Source organism: Duganella sp. GW821-FHT01E12 (assembly GCF_059422325.1).
On record NZ_JBWKWR010000002.1, the window covers coordinates 1027444 to 1046161 of the forward strand.

The 18718-nt window shown below is 68.1% G+C and carries 18 protein-coding genes; 10 read left to right on the forward strand and 8 right to left on the reverse strand.

Annotation, left to right across the window (positions count from 1 at the left end):
- Positions 1 to 178: 178 nt before the first annotated feature.
- Together AC07WS_RS09850 and AC07WS_RS09855 are read left to right on the forward strand one after the other, a co-directional pair.
- Positions 179 to 1309 (forward strand): M14 family metallopeptidase, encoded by a 1131-nt coding sequence (locus AC07WS_RS09850; protein WP_494728857.1) that lies wholly within the window; start codon positions 179 to 181, stop codon positions 1307 to 1309.
- Positions 1310 to 1406: 97 nt separating this feature from the next.
- Positions 1407 to 2528 carry a hypothetical protein gene (locus AC07WS_RS09855; protein ID WP_494728858.1) on the forward strand — a complete coding sequence of 374 codons (1122 nt, stop codon included), beginning with the start codon at positions 1407 to 1409 and terminating at the stop codon, positions 2526 to 2528.
- 3 nt (positions 2529 to 2531) lie between these two features.
- On the opposite strand, the gene pmbA is transcribed toward AC07WS_RS09855, so the two are convergent.
- On the reverse strand, positions 2532 to 3884 hold the full coding sequence (gene pmbA, locus AC07WS_RS09860) for a metalloprotease PmbA (protein ID WP_494728859.1): 1353 nt from the start codon (positions 3882 to 3884) through the stop codon (positions 2532 to 2534).
- Positions 3885 to 3978: 94 nt separating this feature from the next.
- Between pmbA and yjgA the strand changes: the two genes are divergently transcribed.
- The 3 genes from yjgA to AC07WS_RS09875 are packed head-to-tail and all read left to right on the forward strand — an operon-like array spanning position 3979 to position 5859.
- Complete coding sequence (gene yjgA / locus AC07WS_RS09865; RefSeq protein ID WP_494728860.1) at positions 3979 to 4587, forward strand: ribosome biogenesis factor YjgA; 609 nt, start codon at positions 3979 to 3981, stop codon at positions 4585 to 4587.
- Entirely contained in the window at positions 4577 to 5185 is a 609-nt protein-coding gene (gene mog, locus AC07WS_RS09870; protein ID WP_494728861.1) for a molybdopterin adenylyltransferase, read from the forward strand. The genes yjgA and mog overlap by 11 nt, the downstream gene beginning before the upstream one ends.
- Before the next feature lie 8 nt (positions 5186 to 5193).
- Positions 5194 to 5859 (forward strand): alpha/beta hydrolase, encoded by a 666-nt coding sequence (locus AC07WS_RS09875; protein ID WP_494728862.1) that lies wholly within the window; start codon positions 5194 to 5196, stop codon positions 5857 to 5859.
- Positions 5860 to 5957: 98 nt separating this feature from the next.
- Here the strand turns inward: AC07WS_RS09875 and AC07WS_RS09880 are convergent, their stop codons facing one another.
- Complete coding sequence (locus AC07WS_RS09880) at positions 5958 to 6959, reverse strand: serine hydrolase domain-containing protein (protein ID WP_494728863.1); 1002 nt, start codon at positions 6957 to 6959, stop codon at positions 5958 to 5960.
- Between the two features lie 17 nt (positions 6960 to 6976).
- Positions 6977 to 7531, reverse strand: a complete 555-nt coding sequence (locus AC07WS_RS09885) for a carboxymuconolactone decarboxylase family protein (RefSeq protein ID WP_494728864.1) — start codon at positions 7529 to 7531, stop codon at positions 6977 to 6979.
- Positions 7532 to 7638: 107 nt separating this feature from the next.
- On the opposite strand from AC07WS_RS09885, the gene AC07WS_RS09890 reads away from it, so the two are divergent.
- The gene (locus tag AC07WS_RS09890; RefSeq protein ID WP_494728865.1) at positions 7639 to 8970 is read left to right on the forward strand and encodes an aspartate aminotransferase family protein; all 1332 of its coding nucleotides are present in this window, start codon (positions 7639 to 7641) and stop codon (positions 8968 to 8970) included.
- Here the strand turns inward: AC07WS_RS09890 and AC07WS_RS09895 are convergent, their stop codons facing one another.
- From AC07WS_RS09895 to AC07WS_RS09910, 4 genes are read right to left on the reverse strand one after another with little or no spacing between them, the layout of a single operon-like run.
- Positions 8971 to 9825 (reverse strand): fumarylacetoacetate hydrolase family protein, encoded by an 855-nt coding sequence (locus tag AC07WS_RS09895; RefSeq protein WP_494728866.1) that lies wholly within the window; start codon positions 9823 to 9825, stop codon positions 8971 to 8973.
- A 38-nt stretch (positions 9826 to 9863) separates the two neighbouring features.
- Positions 9864 to 10739, reverse strand: coding sequence for a 2OG-Fe(II) oxygenase (locus AC07WS_RS09900; protein WP_494728867.1), 876 nt, complete (start codon positions 10737 to 10739; stop codon positions 9864 to 9866).
- Positions 10736 to 12013, reverse strand: a complete 1278-nt coding sequence (locus tag AC07WS_RS09905; RefSeq protein WP_494728868.1) for an MFS transporter — start codon at positions 12011 to 12013, stop codon at positions 10736 to 10738. The genes AC07WS_RS09900 and AC07WS_RS09905 overlap by 4 nt, the downstream gene beginning before the upstream one ends.
- Positions 12014 to 12020: 7 nt before the next feature.
- Positions 12021 to 13490 (reverse strand): KamA family radical SAM protein, encoded by a 1470-nt coding sequence (locus AC07WS_RS09910; RefSeq protein ID WP_494728869.1) that lies wholly within the window; start codon positions 13488 to 13490, stop codon positions 12021 to 12023.
- A 229-nt stretch (positions 13491 to 13719) separates the two neighbouring features.
- On the opposite strand from AC07WS_RS09910, the gene AC07WS_RS09915 reads away from it, so the two are divergent.
- On the forward strand, positions 13720 to 14175 hold the full coding sequence (locus tag AC07WS_RS09915) for a cache domain-containing protein (RefSeq protein WP_494728870.1): 456 nt from the start codon (positions 13720 to 13722) through the stop codon (positions 14173 to 14175).
- A gap of 15 nt (positions 14176 to 14190) precedes the next feature.
- Positions 14191 to 15852: a methyl-accepting chemotaxis protein gene (locus tag AC07WS_RS09920; protein WP_494728871.1), complete on the forward strand. Its 1662-nt coding sequence runs from the start codon at positions 14191 to 14193 to the stop codon at positions 15850 to 15852.
- Here AC07WS_RS09920 and AC07WS_RS09925 read toward each other — a convergent pair.
- Entirely contained in the window at positions 15757 to 16326 is a 570-nt protein-coding gene (locus AC07WS_RS09925; RefSeq protein ID WP_494728872.1) for a DNA-3-methyladenine glycosylase, read from the reverse strand. The genes AC07WS_RS09920 and AC07WS_RS09925 overlap by 96 nt on opposite strands.
- A 244-nt stretch (positions 16327 to 16570) precedes the next feature.
- Here AC07WS_RS09925 and AC07WS_RS09930 point away from each other — a divergent pair, with 244 nt between their 5' ends.
- Positions 16571 to 17437: an HDOD domain-containing protein gene (locus AC07WS_RS09930; protein ID WP_494728873.1), complete on the forward strand. Its 867-nt coding sequence runs from the start codon at positions 16571 to 16573 to the stop codon at positions 17435 to 17437.
- A gap of 7 nt (positions 17438 to 17444) precedes the next feature.
- Positions 17445 to 18662: a DUF2863 family protein gene (locus AC07WS_RS09935; protein WP_494728874.1), complete on the forward strand. Its 1218-nt coding sequence runs from the start codon at positions 17445 to 17447 to the stop codon at positions 18660 to 18662.
- Positions 18663 to 18718: the final 56 nt, after the last annotated feature.

Here is an 18718-nt window from a genome sequence, read left to right on the forward strand (position 1 = left end):
GACATTCGGACACGGGCTCCGCCGTAGCGGCCGCTACGGCGGAGCCCGTGTCCGAATGTCAGACTTGACCCCAGACGCTGTGTCCGAATGTCAGACTTGACCCCAGACGCTGTATCATGTCGCCACTGCGCCACAAGCGCAAACAAACTTCTTACATAGAAATTACCGGGATTCAGCCATGTCTATCAAAATCAGCCAGCAATTCGACGCCGGCGCCATCGAGGTCCTGCGTGCCGACGATCCGGCCGCCATCGACCTGAACATCCGCAAGGACTCCCACGCGGACATCACCCAGTGGTTTTATTTCCGCGTGCAGGGCGCGCAGTCCACGCCGCTGTCGCTGCGCTTCCTCAACGCCGGCTCCGCCGCCTATCCGGACGGCTGGAAGGATTACCAGGCCGTCGCCAGCTACGACCGCGACAACTGGTTCCGCGTGCCCACCACCTATGACGGCTCCGTGATGACCATCAACCACACGCCGGAATACGACAGCGTCTACTACGCTTATTTCGAGCCATACTCGTGGGAACGCCACCTGTCGCTGCTGGACAATGCGCAACTGTCGCCGCTGGTCAAGCTGGTCGACCTGGGCAGCACCATCGACGGCCGCGACCTGAACATGCTGGTGATCGGCGATCCCGAAGCGGAGCAAAAGGTCTGGGTCATCGCGCGCCAGCATCCGGGCGAGACGATGGCCGAGTGGTTTGTCGAAGGCATGGTCGAGGCGCTGCTGGACCCGGCCAATCCCTTCGGCCGCCAGTGCCTGAAGGAAGCGGTGTTCTACGTGGTGCCGAACATGAACCCGGACGGCTCGGTGCGCGGCAACCTGCGCACCAACGCGGCCGGCGCCAACCTGAACCGCGAGTGGCTGAACCCGACCATGGAGCGCAGCCCCGAAGTGTTCCTGGTCAAGAACAAGATGCTGGAAGTGGGCTGCGACCTGTGCCTGGACATCCACGGCGACGAGGGCCTGCCCTACGTGTTCGTGGCGGGCAGCGAGTCGCTGCCAAACTTCACGCCGGACCAGGCGGAAGCGCAGCAATACTTCATCGACAATTTCCTGATCGCCAGCCCGGACTTCCAGGACGACCACGGCTACGGCGAAACGCCGTACACCGACGAGACGCTGACGATGGGCTCGCCGCACATCACCCACGCCTTCGGCTGCCTGTCGCTGACGCTGGAGATGCCGTTCAAGGACAACGCCAACGATCCGGATCCGGAGACCGGCTGGAACGGCGCCCGCAGCGCCGAGCTGGGCAAGTCCATCCTGCAGCCGGTGCTGCAATCGCTGGTCGCACAGCAGTAAGCTGAGCCCTTCCCTGCGGCGCGACAAGGTCGCCGCCGCAGGGAAAAATACACTGGACCTCATCGGCGCATCCGCGCGCCGCCACTGGAGGTTCAGCATGAATACCCTGACTTGGATACGCCGCGCGCTGTTGCCAGCCGCGCTGACGCTGTGCGCCTGCAGCACGCCCTACCAACCGCCGCAACCGCTCGACGCCAACACCAACTTCCCCGGCCTGATCGACCTGGCCGCCAGCGCCGGCGGCAAGTCCGCCGACGTGCTGCTGGTGCACGGCATCTGTACCCACGACGCCAGCTGGGCCGGCGTGGTCGTGTCGCAACTGATGCAGTCGCTCAACGCCGCCACCAGCGCCGCGTCCGTGCGCGAAGCCGCCGCCGGCGGGCCGCAGATTCAGATCGTCTCATCCAACGTGGCGAGCGCCGCCGGCAAGCTGCGCTTCGACGCGCTGATCTGGTCGCCGCTGACCACGCCGCTCAAGCGCCAGCTGTGCTACGACCAGACCGGCAAGTCCTCCGTCTGCGAGGGCGCGCCGCCGTTCACGCCGTCGCGCGCGCGGCTCAACGCCCGCTTCAAGGACGGCCTGATCGACGACTGCCTGCCCGACGCGCTGGTCTACCAGGGCGTGGCGCGCGACGACATCCAGCGCCGCATGCGCGACGCGATCCTGCAAGTGATGGGGACGAGCGAGGCCTCGCCCGAGGTGCCGCTGGTGGTGATTTCGCATAGCATGGGCAGCAAGATCCTGTTCGACACCCTGCTGCGCATGTCGGAGGAAGCGCCCGGCTCGCCGGCTGCGCTGGTGGCGCAGCGCGCCGTGGACCGCCTGCGCCTGCTGGTGATGGCGGCCAATCAGATTCCGCTGTTGTCGCTGGCGGACCAGCAGATCGGCGCCGCGCCGCTGGCCGCGGCCGGCCCGGACAGCCTGCAACGGCTGCTGCAAAAGCGGATGAACGCCAGGCGCGCGGCGACCGCCGTGGATCAGCGCCTGACCCTGGTGGCGTTCACCGATCCCAACGATCTGCTGTCGTACACGCTGCCGCCGGAGAAGTACGCCAGCGAAGGCGTGGTGGTCTACAACATCCTGGCCTCCAACGCGCCGACCTATTTCGGCCTGCTGGAACGCCCGGACTACGCCCACCTGAACTACCTGACCAATCCCGACGTCGGCCGCCTGATCACCTGCGGCCTGCCGGCTAGCGCGCTGTGCAAGCGCGAGTGACGGTCAACCGCCCGCCACCACCATGTTTTCGATCAGGATGGAGCCGGTCTGCTTGGTGCCGCGCACCAGCACATCGGCGCCCACCGCGACGATCTGCGCCAGCATGTCCTTCATGTTGCCGGCGATGGTGATCTCCTCCACCGGATACTGGATCACGCCGTTCTCCACCCAGTAGCCCGACGCGCCGCGCGAGTAGTCGCCGGTCACGTAGTTGGTGCCCTGGCCCATCAGTTCGGTCACCAGCAGGCCGGTGCCCATCTTGCGCAGCATGGCCGCGAAGTCGTCGCCCTTCTTGGTCAGCGACGAGGTCAGCGACAGGTTGTGCGAACCGCCGGCGTTGCCGGTGGTCTTCATGCCCAGCTTGCGCGCCGAATAGGTCGACAGGAAATAGCCCTGCACCACGCCATCCTTGACCACGTCGCGCTTGACGGTGCGCACGCCCTCCTCGTCGAACGGCGCCGAGCCGACGCCGCCGATCACATGCGGGTCTTCCTTGATCTGGATATGCTTGGGCAGCACCTGCTTGCCCAGCGAGTCGAGCAGGAAGCTGGACTTGCGGTACAGCGAGCCGCCCGAGGTGGCTTGCACGAAGGCACCCAGCAGGCCTGCCGCCAATGGCGCCTCGAACAGCACCGGGCAGGTGCGGGTGTCGATGGTGCGCGCGTTCAGGCGCGCCAGCGCGCGCTCGGCCGCGTAACGGCCGATCGCTTCCGGCCCCGACATTTTTTTCGCGTCGCGCACCGAGGTGTACCAGTCGTCGCGCTGCATCTTCGAGCCCTTGCCGGCGATCATGGCCACCGACAGCGTGTGACGCGAATACGGATAGCCGCCGATGAAGCCGCGCGAATTGGCCGCCACGAAGTGCGACTGCTGCACGTGCACGCCGGCGCCCTCGGAATTGGTCACGCGCGGGTCGACGTCGAAGCCGGCCGCCTCGGCGCGCTGGGCCAGCGCCACCGCGTCGGCGGTGCTGATGTCCCACGGATAGAACAGCTTGAGGTCGCGCGGCGCCATTTCCAGCTGGTCGGCGTCGGCCAGGCCGGCGCAGTCGTCGTCCGAGGTGAAGCGGGCGATGTTGTAGGCCGCCTCCACCGTCGCCTTCAGCGCGGCGGGGGAAAAGTCCGAGGTACTGGCGTTGCCGCGGCGCTGGCCGATGAACACCGTCACCCCCATGCCCTTGTCCTTGTTTTGCTCGATGGTCTCGATCTTGCTCTTGCGTACCGACACCGACAGGCCGCTGCCCTCGCTGATTTCGACGGCGCAATCGGTGCCGCCCTGCGCCTTGGCAAACGCCAGCACATCGCGCGCAAGCTGCTTCAACTGGTCCTGGGTGTGGGTGAAATGGGTATCGCTCATGGGCTGTAATCTTCGGGTGGGCACTAAAACAGGTATCATAGCAGTCGTTTACAGTTTACAGGTGCGGCCACGCGCCTGACAGAAAGTTAATATTATGGTAAATCCCAATCGCGGCAGCGGCGGCGTGGGCTTCAGCTCCACCGAATTCGAGCAAGAGTACGAACGTCCTTCCAAATCCGAACTCAAGCGCCAGTCCGACGCCCTGCAGAAAATGGGCGAGACCCTGGTCGAATCGCCGCGCGACCGCGTCAAGCGCGTGCCCATGCCCGAGGACGTCCGCGACGCCATCCTCGAATGCCAGCAGATCACCAACCACGAAGGCCGGCGCCGCGCGCTGCAATTCGTCGGCAAGAAGATGCGCACGCTCGACGAGACCGAAGTGGCCGTGATCCAGCAAGCGATCGACGCCTGGAAAGGCGCGTCCAAGTCCGAGACCGCGGCCATGCACGCGCTGGAACGCCGCCGCGACAAGCTGCTCACCGACGACAAGGCGCTCACCACGCTGCTGGCGGAAAACCCGGAACTGGACGTGCAGCACCTGCGCACCCTGATCCGCAACGCCCGCAAGGAACAGGCCGAGAACAAGCCGCCCAAGGCCTACCGCGAAATCTTCCAGATCCTCAAGCAGATCGAGGCTGGCAAGGGCAAGGCCAAGCCGGCCGACGCCGGCGACGAAGAAGACAGCGAGTCCGATGACGAGTAACACCGACACCCTGGTCATCGGCCTGGTATCGGTGTCCGACCGCGCCAGCGGCGGCGTCTACCAGGACCTCGGCCTGCCCGCGCTGCAAGACTGGCTGGCGCGCGCGCTCACCACTCCCTACCGTGTTGAAACCCGATTGATCGCCGACGAGCGCGCACAGATCGAAGCCACGCTGACCGAGCTGGTCGACGTGGCCCGCTGCCACCTGGTGCTGACCACCGGCGGCACCGGCCCGGCGCGGCGCGACGTCACGCCCGAGGCCACGCTGGCCGTGGGCACCAAGGAGATGCCGGGCTTCGGCGAGCAGATGCGCCAGATCAGCCTGCATTTCGTGCCGACCGCCATCCTGTCGCGCCAGACCGCCGTGATCCGCGAGACCGCCGACCACGCCGCGCTGGTGCTGAACCTGCCGGGCCAGCCCAAGGCCATCGCCGAAACGCTGGGCGGCCTGAAGGACGCGGCCGGCGCCACGCTGGTGGGCGGCATCTTCGCCGCCGTGCCGTATTGCGTCGACCTGATCGGCGGCCCCTACATGGAAACCGACCCGTCCGTGTGCAAGGCCTTCCGGCCCAAATCCGCGCAACGCCCCCAACCCTGAGGACGCCCATGAGCACCCTGCTGCAAACCATCGAAAAAGAAACCGGCGCCAACCCGAGCGTGGCCATCATCTGGATGCACGGCCTGGGCGCCGACGCCAACGACTTCGTGCCCATGCTGCACGAGCTGGACCTGCGCGGCCTGCCGCCGATCCGCTTCATCTTCCCCAACGCCGACACCATGCCGGTGACCATCAACAACGGCTACGTGATGCGGGCCTGGTACGACATCGTCGCCAACGACCTGGGCCGCCAGGAAGACGAAGCCGGCCTGCGCGCCTCGCAAGCCAAGGTGGAGGCGCTGATCGAGCGCGAGAAGGCGCGCGGCATTCCGGCCGATCGCATCATCCTGGCCGGTTTCTCGCAGGGCTGCGCGATGACGCTGCAGACCGGCATGCGGCTGCAGGAAAAGCTGGCCGGCATGATGTGCTTGTCGGGCTACGTGCCGATCGCCGCCAAGGCCGCCGCCGAGCACACGCAAGCCAGCCTGGCCACGCCGATCTTCATGGTGCACGGCCGCATGGACCCGGTGATTCCGGTGGCCCGCGCCGAACAGTCGCGCGACCTGCTCAAGCAGCTCGGCTACAACGTCGAGTGGCACGACTACGCGATGCAGCACTCGCTGTGCCAAGAAGAAGTGGACCACATCAGTGCCTGGCTGAAAAAAGTGCTGTAAACCCATTTGGGGTCAAGTCTGACATTCGGACACGAGCTCTGCTGTAGGCGCCGCATACAGCAGAGCTCGTGTCCGAATGTCAGACTTGACCCCACCGTTTAGGCCAGCGCCGCCGCCACCAGCTGCTCCATGTCCGGCTGCGCGCCGTCCGAATTGGCCAGCTGGATTACCGACATGCGCCGCTGCGGCAGGCGCACGATCAGCGTATTGAAGCCCCACAGGCAGCCGCCATGGAACACCACGTCGTGTTCCTGGCGCCGCACCCACTCCAGCCCGAAGCGGTAGTCCGGCAGCGAGCCGTCTTCCAGCGGCGACGGCTGCAGCATCGCCCGCAGCAGGCTGTCCGGCTGCGCCCACTGGCGATGCCATTCGCGCTCCCACAGCACCAGCTCCCGCGTGCTGGCGTACATGCCGCCGTCGCCCACCGTATTGGCATTGCCCAGATGCTGGCGGTAGCCGCCCGGCCGCGCCGCATCGGCCTCGTAGCTGCACACCCGGTGCGGCAGCACGTTCTGGCGGTCGTCGTCGAAGCCCATGCGCGTGATCCCCAGCGGCAGCAGCAGCGTCTCGCGCAGATAACGCGCGGCCGGCATGCCGCTCAGGCGCTCGATCAGCGCCGCCAGCAGGATGTAATTGCTGTTGCTGTAGCGGTGGCCCGAGCCGCCGTCGAGCGTGTCCATGCGCGCGATGATGCGCAGGATGTCGGCGTTGTTGAAATAGTCGTCCTCGTGCCGGCCCGGCTGGCAGCGCAGGAATTGGAAGTAGTCCGGGATCCCGCTGCTGTGATTGAGCAGGCTGCGCAAGGCGAACGGTTGCTCGAAGCCGGCCAGCTCCGGCAGCAGCGCGCACACGTCGTCGTCCAGCCCGACCTTCCCGGCGCGCACCAGCGCCAGCACCGCCGCCGCCGTGAACTGCTTGGACTCCGACGCCAGGTAATACGCCGACCGCGCCGACAACGGCACCTCCAGCTCCAGCGACGCCAGGCCATGATGCAGCTCGAACGTCACCTCGCCATCGCGCAGCACCAGCGCGCTGAAACCAGGTCCATCGACAGGCAGCGACGCCTGCAGGCGCAAAAAATATTCTCTCAGTTGATCCATCACTATCGCTTTGCTCGTCAATCCGGCAGCGGCACGGCGGCCGACGCCGGCACCGCCGTCCGCGCCGCGTTCATCACCATCGCCAGGAAGGTGTAGTAGCCGTTGATGCCCATCAGGTCCACCACCCCGTGCTCGCCGAAGGCCGCCAGCGCCGCCGCGTAGGTCTCGTCGTCGACCCGCTGCCGCTGGTGCAGCTGGATGCAGAAGTCGTGCACCAGCGCCTCGTCGGCCGCCATACCCTCCGGCCGCCGACGCGCCGCCACCGCCGCCACCACCTCGTCCGAGATACCGTACTGGCGCGCGATCGGCTCGTGGATCGCCCACTCTACCTGCTGGCTCCACTGGCGCGCCGTCACCAAAATGGCCAGCTCCGTCAGCCGCGTGCCGATCGCGCTGCGGTAGCGCAGGTACTCACCCATGCGCTGCGCCGCCGCCATCAGCTCCGGGCTGCGGATCAGCGGCACGAATGGGCCGTACAAGGCCCCGCGCGGCCCGTCGATCACAGCCTGCGCGGCCACCTGCTGGGCGGCGCTCATGTCGGCAAACGGTATGGGTCCCAAACGATCATCCATGGCAGGCATCCAAAAAAAATATTCGCTCATGGTGCGGCATAGATCAACAGAATACAAGCCGATCGCGGCTATCGTCTGCTCTTCGTCACCCCGACCGAAAGGACGCCATGAGCCACATCATCCACCGCAATCTGCGCCGCCCCCCGCCGCTGGCCGTCAGCGCCGCCGGCCTAACCGTGCGCGACAGCCAGGGCCGCAGCTATCTCGACGCCAGCGGCGGCGCCGCCGTCTCCTCGCTGGGACACGCCCACCCGGACGTGCTGGCCGCCATGCACGCGCAGATCGACCGCAACGCCTACGCCCACACCGCCTTCTTCAGCTGCGACGCCGCCGAGGAACTGGCCACCCGCCTGGCCAACGACGCGCCGGGCGACCTCGATCACGTCTACCTGGTCTCGGGCGGCTCGGAGGCGATGGAGACCGCCCTCAAACTGGCGCGCCAGTACTGGCTCGAAGCCGGACAGCCCGAGCGCGGTGTGTTCCTGGCCCGCCGCCAGAGCTACCACGGCAACACGCTGGGCGCGCTGGCCATCGGCGGCAACGAGTGGCGCCGCCGCCCGTTCGAGCCCCTGCTGATGGACGTGCCGCGCGTCTCCGCCTGCAACGAGTACCGCGGCCGCGCCGACGGCCAGAGCACCGCCGACTACACCGCCGCCCTGCTGGCCGAGCTGGAGGCGGCCATCCTGGAACAGGGCCCGCAGCGCATCATCGGCTTCGTCGCCGAGACGGTGGTCGGCGCCACCGGCGGCGCGGTGCCGCCCACGCCCGGCTACTTCAAGGGCGTGCGCAAGCTGTGCGACCGGTACGGCATTCTGCTGATCCTCGATGAAGTCATGTGCGGCATGGGCCGCACCGGCACGCTGTACGCGTTCGAACAGGACGGCGTGGTGCCGGACCTGGTGGTGCTGGGCAAAGGCCTGGGCGCCGGCTACCAGCCGATCGGCGCGGTGCTGGCGCGCACGTACATCGTGCAGCGCCTGCGCGACGGCAGCGGCGCCTTCCAGCACGGCCACACCTACATGGGCCATCCGGTGGCTGCCGCCGCCGCGCTGGCGGTGCAGAAGGTGATCCAGCGGGATTGCCTGCTGGGCGCCGTGACGGTGCGCGGCGCGGCCTTCCGCCGCATGCTGCGCGAGGCCTTCAGCAACCATCCGCACGTGGGCGACATCCGCGGGCGCGGCATGCTGCTGGCGCTGGAGCTGGTGCGCGACCGCGACAGCAAGCAGCCCTTCGATCCGGCCTGCCAGCTGCACGCGGCGGTCAAGGAGCAGGCCATGGCGCGCGGCCTGATGGTCTATCCGATGGGCGGCACCATCGACGGCCGCCAAGGCGACCATATTTTGCTGGCGCCGCCGTTCATCGCCACCGAGGCCGAACTGGCGGAGATCACCAGCCGCCTGGCCGACGCGCTGACCCGCGCGCTGACCAGCGCGACGTGATTACTTCGGCGCCGTCCAGGCGACGACGTCCTGCTGCTGCTCGCCCAGGCCGGCGATGCCCAGCCGCAGGACGTCGCCCTTCTTGAGGAAGCGCTGCGGCTTGCGGCCCTGGCCCACGCCTGGCGGCGTGCCGGTGGCGATCACGTCGCCCGGCTCCAGCGTCATGAACTTCGACAGATAGCTGACGATCTGCGCCACCGAAAAGATCATGGTGTCGGTGCAGCCGGTCTGCATGCGCTTGCCGTTCAGCTCCAGGTACAGGTCCAGCTTCTGCACATCGTAGATGTCCTCCGGCGTCACCAGCCACGGGCCGACCGGGCCGAAGGTGTCGCAGCCCTTGCCCTTGTCCCACTGCGGGCCGCGCTCCAGCTGGAACGAACGCTCCGACACGTCGTTGACCACGCAATAGCCGGCCACGTACTTGAGCGCATCCTCCTCGCTGACGTACTGCGCGCGCGTGCCGATCACCACGCCCAGCTCCACTTCCCAGTCGGTCTTCTTCGAGCCTTGCGGCAGCATGATCGGGTCGTCCGGGCCGGACAGGCAGGACACCGCCTTCATGAACACGATCGGTTCCTTCGGAATCGGCATGCCCGCTTCGGCCGCGTGGTCCGAGTAATTGAGGCCGATGCCGATGAATTTGCCCACGCGCGCGAGCGGCACGCCGTAGCGCGGATTGCCGCGCACCAGCGGCAGCGAGGCGTGCGGGATCTTCTCCAGCTTGCGCAGCGCCTTGGGCGCCAGCTGCGCCGCGTCGATGTCGGCGATCACGCCGGACAGGTCGCGCAGCTTGCCTTCGTCATCGATCAGGCCTGGTTTCTCTTTGCCGGGACGGCCGTAACGAACGAGTCTCATGGGGTTCCTAGGTTAAAAGCGGGACAATGCCCGCCATTCTAACCGTAGCGCCCTTGCCTGAGCCATTTGTTGGCGATGATCTTGGTGCCGCGCACCACCGGCGCGCCGCCGTGCAAGGTCTGCTTGTCCGGCTGATGGTTGATGTCGGTGTTGAGGAACCACAGCGCGTTGCCCTTCTTCGGATACACCTCCAGCCCCAGGCCGGGGAACACCGTGCCGCCGCCCTGCTCCACATCGCTCAGGTACAGGATGAAGGTGGCCAGCCGCTGGCCGCCGCGCGCCAGATGGCTGCGATGGCCGCTGCTGTCCGGGTCCAGCCAGTCGTAGTGCGGACGGTACTCCTGCGTCGCGCCGTACTTCTGCAGCTGGAACGGCTCGCCGCATTCGGCCGGCCAGTGCGCCAGCGCCGCCAGCCGCCGCTCGATGCGCTCGGCCACCTCGGCCTCGCCGCGCTGGATGAAGGCCATCTCGCTGGTGCGGCCCTCGTGCACCACGCTGGCGCCGTCGGCCTCGCCGGTCACGGTGGAGCGGGTGTAGCGCGTGCCGCAGTGGGCCACGATGGCGTCGCATTCCTCGTCGCTGAGCACATTCCCCAGCAGGATGATCTGCGGCTGCTTCAGCACGAACAGCACCTCCGCCGCGCAGCCGGGCGCCGCGATCAGGTTGCGTTCCAGGTCGATGTAGGGCATCTGCTGCGGCGCCACGAACACGCTGGCCGCCGGCGCCTGGCCGTCCGCCGCGCGCAGCGCCAGCGCCTCGTCGATGGCGGCGCGCGCCACCGCCATGCTGTGCTGGCCGGAAGCGGCCATGCTGTTGGCCATGTCGAGCGGACTGCAGGCGCGCGTCAGGTTTTCCATGATCCAGTCCTGCCACGCGGCCGGCAGGGAGGCAAAGACGGTGGATGCAGTAGTCATCGTGCGATCGGAGGGCTGGTTGCCGGACTGCCGGATTGATGGTCGATTTTACCGGAATGCGCCGCCGCACCCCAGCGCCGCCGCGCGAATAACAACAGTCCCCGCAGCTGCAGCAGCACCAGCACGCCGAACGCCACCCGGTAGGCCTGCGCCGGATAGTGCTGCAGCGCGTCGGGCCGCCAGCAGCCCAGCACCATGCCGAAGCCGGCCTGCATCGCGAACGCGCCCAGGAAGATCAACAGGTTCAGGCAGGTGGCGCCGCGCCCGGTCAGCGACGCGGGCAGACTTTGCGCGACGATCGCGTACTCGATGCCGGTCACCGTGCCCACCAGCGTGAACACCACCGACAGCAGCTGGAAGCTGGGCGCCCAGTTCAGCACAAAGCCCAGCTGCACCGCCACGAACAACGCCACGCCGGCCGCCGCCACGCTGATCGGCGCCACGCCGCGCCGTCCGGCCCATTCGGTGAGCATGCCGACCGCGATGGCGCCGAAGATCACCGCCGCCATGCCCAGGTACAGCAGGTAGGCCACCGCCGCCTCGGAATAGCCGGCGACGTCGGTCAGCCAGCGGCTGATCCACAGGCCCTGTATGCCGAAGAACACCATGTGCGGCACCATGACCAGCTGCGCCACCTCGCGGAAGGCCGGATGCCTAAACACTTCGCGCAGCACCGCCAGGCTGGCCGGGCGCGCCGGCGACGACGCCGGCGGCGCGGCGGGCGCCACCAGCCGTATCAGCAGCGCCAGGCCGGCCACCGCGGCGGCCAGCCCGACGAACAGGCCGCGCCAGTCGGTGTAGTGCAGCGCCAGCCGCACCGGCAAGGTGGCCGAGGCCGCGCCCAGGCCGCCGGCCGCGATCAGATAGCCCTGCACCGACGGCAGCCGCGCCGGCGCCACCCAGGTCGACACCGCCTTCACCGCCGACATGAAGCAGCCGCCCAGCCCCAGCCCGATCAGCGCGCGCGCCACCAGCAGCTGGGCGAAATCGCGGCCGCCGGAGAAGGCCAGCACGCCCAGCGCCGCCAGCAGCAGCATCGGCGGCTGCACCCGCGCCGGGCCCCAGCGGTCGAGCGCCATGCCGACCGGCAGCTGCGCCAGCGCGAACGCCAGGAAGAAGGCGCTGGTGAGCAGGCCAAGCTGGGCGGGAGTCAGCGCCAGCGCCGCCATCAGCTGCGGCGCCAGCGTCGCGTTCACGGTGCGGATCAGGCTCGACAGATAGTGGCCCAGCGCGAACGGCAGGAACACCAGCACGAACACCGCGCGGCCGGACATGGCGCACCTAGGCCGAACTGTGGGCGCCGCAGCCGGCCGCCGCAGCCGCCGCGCCGCCGCGCTGCGCCTCGTCCTGGCGCGCCGCGATCAGCGGGATCACCTTGCGCTGGCCCGGCGGCTCGGCGCCGTACTCGCTGCGGCTGCCGCCCTCCTCCTCGAAGAAGAACTTGTCCTTGCCGAAGGCCGGTTTCAGCTCGTCCATCCAGGTGGCCCTGGGATCGAACCTGGCATAGAAGGGTTTGCGCACCCAGTCGGCGTTGCGGGCCTGCAGGAACTGCAGCGCGAACACCTTCTCGCCGCCGATGGTGACGATGCCGTCGATCACCACCTTGCCGGGGAAGGCGCTCATCGACGGCCCGCGCACCGTGCGCGACAGGCCCGACACCATCTGGTAGGCCTGCTGGAAGATCTCGTGCGCGCGCGCCAGCGGCAGCTGGAAGTATTCGCGCGGGCCGGTGTCGCGCTCGACGAACATGTAGTAGGGGATGGCGCCCAGCCGCACGCCGGTCTGCCACAGCTCGGCCCAGCTGCGCGGGTCCTCGTTGATGTGGCGGATCAGCGGCCCCTGCATGCGCAGCGTGGCGCCGGTGCCGACGATGCGCTTGACGGCCTGCTGCGCGATCTCCGGGCGCAGCTCCACCGCGTGGTTGTAGTGGCCCATGATGGCCATGTTCTTGCCGCTGCCGACCACCCGCTCGAACAGGCGCAGCAGGTCGTCGGCGTCGCGGTCGGTGACGAAGCGCTGCGGCCAGTACGCCACCGACTTGGTGCCGATGCGGATGTTCTGGATGTGCGCCAGGTCCGGCGCCAGCAGCGGCTCGATGTAGGCCTCCAGCGAGCGCGTGTTCATGATCAGCGGATCGCCGCCGGTGATCAGGACGTCCGTCACCTCGGGATGCCCGCGCAGGTAGTCGGCCAGCTGGTGCGATTCCTTGGCGTCGAACTTCATGTCGTCCATGCCGACGAACTGCGGCCAGCGGAAGCAGAAGGTGCAGTAGGCGTGGCAGGTCTGGCCGGCGCTGGGGAAGAACAGCACCGTCTCCTTGTACTTGTGCTGCAGGCCCTTGAGCGGCGCGTCGTTCACGCGCGGCACGTTGTGCGTCATCTGCCCGGCCGGATGGGGATTCATGCGCAGGCGGATGCGCCGCACCAGCTCGGTCAAGGCCTGCTGGTTGGCGCGCCCCAGCACCAGCTCGCGCAGCTGGGCGTAGTCGTCCGGCGCCAGCATGTCGCGGTGCGGGAAGGTCAGGCGGAAGATCGGATCGTCGGGGATGTTGCTCCAGTCGATCAGGTGGTCCATCACGTATTCGTTGGTGCGGAACGGCAGCACGTGCGACACCACCTGCACCGCCTCCTGCAGGTCGGGCGTGAGCCATTCCCACTGGCGCGAGTGGGAGATGGTCTGGCGGATGAAGGGCTTGAACTTGGGCGCCTGGGCGCCGGCGCTGTTCCAGGAGGCTATCGGAGTAGAGGTCATCGCGGGTTCCTATCGCAATAAAAGGGGGCGGAAACTGCATGCTAGGCCGCCCGCCGAATTTGCGATTGCCGTAAATCAACTGACGCACGGAAATACATTTTCCCTTGACACAGAGCGCGTACAAAATTGCCATACGGCCAGAACTTGCGGCAGCGCAATTCCGGCCGGCGGCAGCGGCGTACAGTTCATGGGAGCAAGCCCCCTCCCCCCCCCCACACAAGGAACTGCCATGAGACTGACCGCCATCCTGGCCGCTGTCGCCGCCACGCTGTTGCACACCGCCGCCGGCGCCGCCGAGCCCACCGAGAAAGACGCCATCGCCCTGGTGGAAAAGGGCGCCGCCTACATCAAGGCCCACGGCAAGGACGACATGATCCGTAAGGTCGCGGCCAAGGATGCGGAGTTCGTGCAGGGTTCGCTGTACATCGACCTGCGCGACCTGGCCACAGGCGTGGTGCTGGCCCATCCGTTCAATCCCTCCATCGTCGGCAAGGACCTGACCGACGTGCCCGACGCCAGCGGCAAGAAATACCGGCGCGAGATCATCGACGTGGCCGCCAAGAAGGGCCACGGCTGGGTCGACTACCAGTACAAAAACCCCGGCAACGGCAAGATCGAACCCAAGACCACCTACGTGCTGCGGGTCGGCGACGTGGTGCTGGAAGCGGGCATCTACAAAAAATAGCGGCGGGAGAGCACCATGCTGAACAAACTGCGTATCGGTCCCAAACTGCTGCTGGCGCCCGGCCTGGTGCTGCTGCTGCTGATCGCCACGGCGGCCGCCGCCTACTACGGCATGGTGCGCCAGAACGCCTCGCTGGAAAACCTGGTGCAGGTGCGCGCGGCCCGCCTGCGCCTGGCGGCCGACATCACCGGCGAGACGCGCTACGCCCACGCCCACATCTACCAGTTGCTGGCCTGGGTCAACGGCAGCTTTTCCCAGCCCAGGGTGGAGGCGCTGGCCAGGCAGATCAAGGCCGGCCACGCCACCATCGACACCCAGCTGCGCCAGCTGGCCGCGCAAACCGCGGCCGACGAGGACGCCGGCGAGCACCAGATCGCCGGGCAACTGCTGCAGACGCTGGGCGCCTACCGCAAGGCGGTGCAGGACACCATGGAGATGGCCAGCATCGACCAGAGCATCGCCACCAACGCCATGACCCACGGCGAAAAGCAATTCCTGCTGCTCAACGAACAGCTGGCGCGGCTGTCGGCGCTGGAGAAAAGCCTGAGCGAGCAGGCCTACGCGCACGCGCGCGCCGAGTTCCATTCGCTGGGCACCAGCATGGCGCTGATGGTGCTGCTGTCGATCGCGCTGTCGCTGGGCGTGACGATGGCGGTGCGCGGCGCCATGCTGCGCGACATCCGCGCCATCGCCGACGTGGTGGTGGCGCTGGCGGCCGGGCGCCTGAGCACCGGCCGGGGCGGCGCCAGCGACGGCCGCGACGAGATCGCCGACACCGCCCGCATGCTGGATCACACCATGCACACGCTGACCCAGACGCTGGGCGCCATCCTGGCCTCGGTCAAGGCGATCGACTGCGCCTCGCACGAGATCGCCAGCGGCAACCTCGACCTGTCGACCCGCACCGAGATGCAGGCCAGCTCGCTGGAGGAGACCGCCAGCGCCATGGCCAGCCTGACGCAGGCGGTGCAGAACAACGCGGCCGGCGCGCGCCAGGCCTGCGAGCTGGCGGCCGGCGCCGCCGACCTGGCCCAGCACGGCGGCGACGCCGTGCGCCAGGCGGTGCAGACCATGGCCTCGATCCGCGCCAGCTCGCGCCAGATCGTCGACATCATCGGCGTGATCGACGGCATCTCCTTCCAGACCAACATCCTGGCGCTGAACGCCGCCGTCGAGGCGGCGCGCGCCGGCGAGCAGGGGCGCGGCTTCGCCGTCGTGGCCAGCGAGGTGCGCACGCTGGCGCACCGCTCGGCCGCCGCCGCCAAGGAGATCAAGGCCCTGATCGCGGCCTCGGTGGCCACCATCGACAGCGGCAGCGCCTCGGTGCAGCAGGCCGGCGAGCGCATGGAGGCCGTGGTCGCCTCGGTTCAGCAGGTCAACGAGGTGATCACCCGCATCAGCGACGCCAGCGCCGCCCAGGCCCAGGGCATCGCAGAGGTCAACCAGGCGGTCGGCCAGATGGACGATGTGACCCAGCAGAACGCCGCGCTGGTCGAGCAGGCGGCCGCCGCCGCCGCCAGCCTGCAGGAGCAGGCGGTGCAGCTGTCGCAGGCGGTGTCGGTGTTCAAGGTGGAGGCGCCGTCAGCGCATGGGCTTGCTCAAAAAGCGCGAACCGGCCAGGCCGAAGCGCCACGGCAGCTCCACCGCTTTGCTGATGCCGATGCGCGGGCCGGCTAGCACGGCGATCCCGGCCGCGTCCGGCGCCAGCAGCGTGAACGGCGCCGCGTCCAGCGCCAGGTTGTTGTGCGCGCGGGTGACGCCCAGCGCCTGGCACAGCCGCCCCGGCCCGGCGCACAGCAGGCGCGCGTCGTCCAGCCCGCGCCGTTCGCGCATCCGCTCCAGCCCGGCCAGCGGCTCCAGCGCCCGGATCAGCACGCCCGCGCCGTGGCCCTCCTCGCGGCAGACGAAGTTCAGGCACCAGTGCAGGCCGTGCGAGCGGTACACATAGCTGCGCCCGGGCGGGCCGAACATCGAGAAGTTGCGCGGCGTCGGGCCGTTGAAGCTGTGCGCGGCCGGCTCGGTGCGGTCGTAGGCCTCGGCCTCGACGATGCGTCCGCCCACCCCGTCCACCAATAAAGTGACGCCGATCAGGCGCCGCGCCACCTCGGCCGAGGGCGCGCTGAAATCGATGCCAGCCAGATACTTGTCCATCCGCATATTGTAAAGGGCAATCTGGACCGCACGCCCACGAAAGGCGTGACAAATGATTATCGAAACGGCGCGCGCCACGGCTTTTAGCGACAAAATATGGCGGCCCCGGCAGAAAATCCGGAGAAAATCGTACGCGCCGCGCGCGCTTGCGGCGATAATCGGGGGAGGCATGCCCAGCATGAGTCGGCCCACTGGTTTATAGTGTTGCCTTGGCAACGCCAGCCCTTACCCCCTGAAGAAGACAATGACGACAGTAGCAGCCCCAGCCATGCCAGTTGAAAACGCGGTGGAAGAAGCGCTGATGCGCTCCATCCGTATTCCGCCCCGGCCCAGCCTGCTCGTCGACCTGCAGCGCGAACTGGCCCAGCCGGACCCGTCGCCGCGCCGCATCGCCCGCATCATCGGCAACGACGTCGGCATGTCCGGCGCCCTGCTCAAGCTGGCCAACTCGCCCTTCTTCGGCGCGGCGCGCAAGGCCAAGTCGGTCGAGCAAGGCATCAACTTCCTCGGCATCAACCAGTGCGCGGCGCTGCTGACCGGGCTGCTGGCGCGCCAGGCCATCGAGGGCAAGGAAGCCGACCTGAACGCGTTCTGGGAAATCTCGGCGCGGCGCGCCCAGGCCGTGGTGTTCTTCTCGCGCAAGCTGCGCATCGCCCCGCCCGACATCGCCCACACCTTCGGCCTGTTCTGCGACATCGGCGTGCCGCTGCTGATGAACCGCTTCGCCGACTACGCCGCCACCTACGCCGACGCCTGCGACGACGCCGAACGGGCCTTCACCGTCATCGAGGACAGCCGCTACAGCACCAACCACGCCGCCATTGGCTGCCTGCTGGCGCGCAACTGGGGGCTGTCGCCGGACGTCTCCTGGGCCATCCTGCTGCACCACGACTACCGCGTGCTGGACGACCCGGCCACCGACGACGCCGTGCGCTCGCTGGTGGCGCTGGCGCTGCTGGCGGAAAAGGGCATCGCCCGCTTCCACAGCCGCCAGCTGTCCTACGAGTGGGAAAAAGGCGGCGACCGGGCGTGCCGCCACCTAGGCCTGTCCGAGGACGAAACCGCCGACCTGCTGGACGAACTGCACGAAGCCTTCCACACCGAACGATAAGAAAAACATGCCGAAAAATAAGCGCCCCGTACCGCGCAAATCCGCCAATTCCCCGGAACTGAAAGACGAACAACACACCACCGAACTGTGCGCGCTGGCGCTGGACCTGGCCGACGGCGAGTTCAACAATGACATCGTGGCCGACAGCACCCGCGCCGAACTGGCGCAGAAGGGGCTGGACTTCCAGCGCCTGCTGCGCAAGCTGCTCAACCAGGGCAAGGACGAGGTGCTGTACGGCGCCGTCGAGCTGGCCCGCGACGAGTCGCGCGACGGCTACCGCTACCTGCGCAACGCCATCGAGGAGGGCGCGGCCAGCGTGATCCTGCGGCGCGAGGGCGCGCCCGAGATGGAGATCGACGCCTTCGCCATCCCGGTGTTCGTGCACAGCCGGGGCGGCCTGGACCCGGCCCACGACTTCCAGGACGGCGCCGCCTACGACGCCCTGCTCGACAGCTTCACCGACGCCGGCCTGGAAAGCCCGAAAGCCAAAGTGGTGCTGGTCAGCCACGCCTACGACCTGGAGGAGTTCGAGCGCGTCACCTACGGCCAGCTGCACAGCATGGTGCGCGAGGCGGCGCAGTCGCTGACCGAGAAAAAGATCGCCGCCGCGCCGGCGCTGGAGCGCAGCATGGCGGCCGGCTGGTCGGCCACCGGCTTCGGCCCGGACGACGCCGCCGTCGAGCTGCGCTTCCTGCTCGGCTTTGCCATGAAGCGCGCCGACGATCCTTTCTACAAGGTGCCGGCCGGCGAAAAGGCGGCCGACGCCTACTTCGCCCAGCGCGCCGCGCGCTACCAGAAATGGACCGAACAATACGCGCCGCTGGTGGTGCGCTGCCTGGGCCGCGGCCGCGGCGACGCGCCCTTGCGCCTGAACTTCCTGTACCAGGACCTGTTCTTCGGCGCCCGCGAGCAGGGCCAGTCCGAATGGGCCATGCTGCAGCTGCTGTCGGCGCTGAACCAGGCCATCGGCGCGCGCCAGCCGGACCAGCTGAGCGCGGTCATCGCCCCGTTCGACGTCGACGACGAGATGGTGCTGCGGGTGCGGCTGAGCGAGGGCGAGGCCGTGCTGGCCCACGGCGACAAGCCGCTCGACCTGGGCGCCGACCTGGAACTGGAGGTCGACGACCTGCGCGACGCCCTGGCCAGCATCGGCATCGCCGAGGTGCTGGTGGCGCTGCGTTTCGACGCCGACGGCCAGCCGGTGGAGCCGCGTCCGCTGGCCTGAGGCCAACGCAAATTCCCGTTTGACATCGCCGCACGAGCCGAGGATACTTTCCTCAA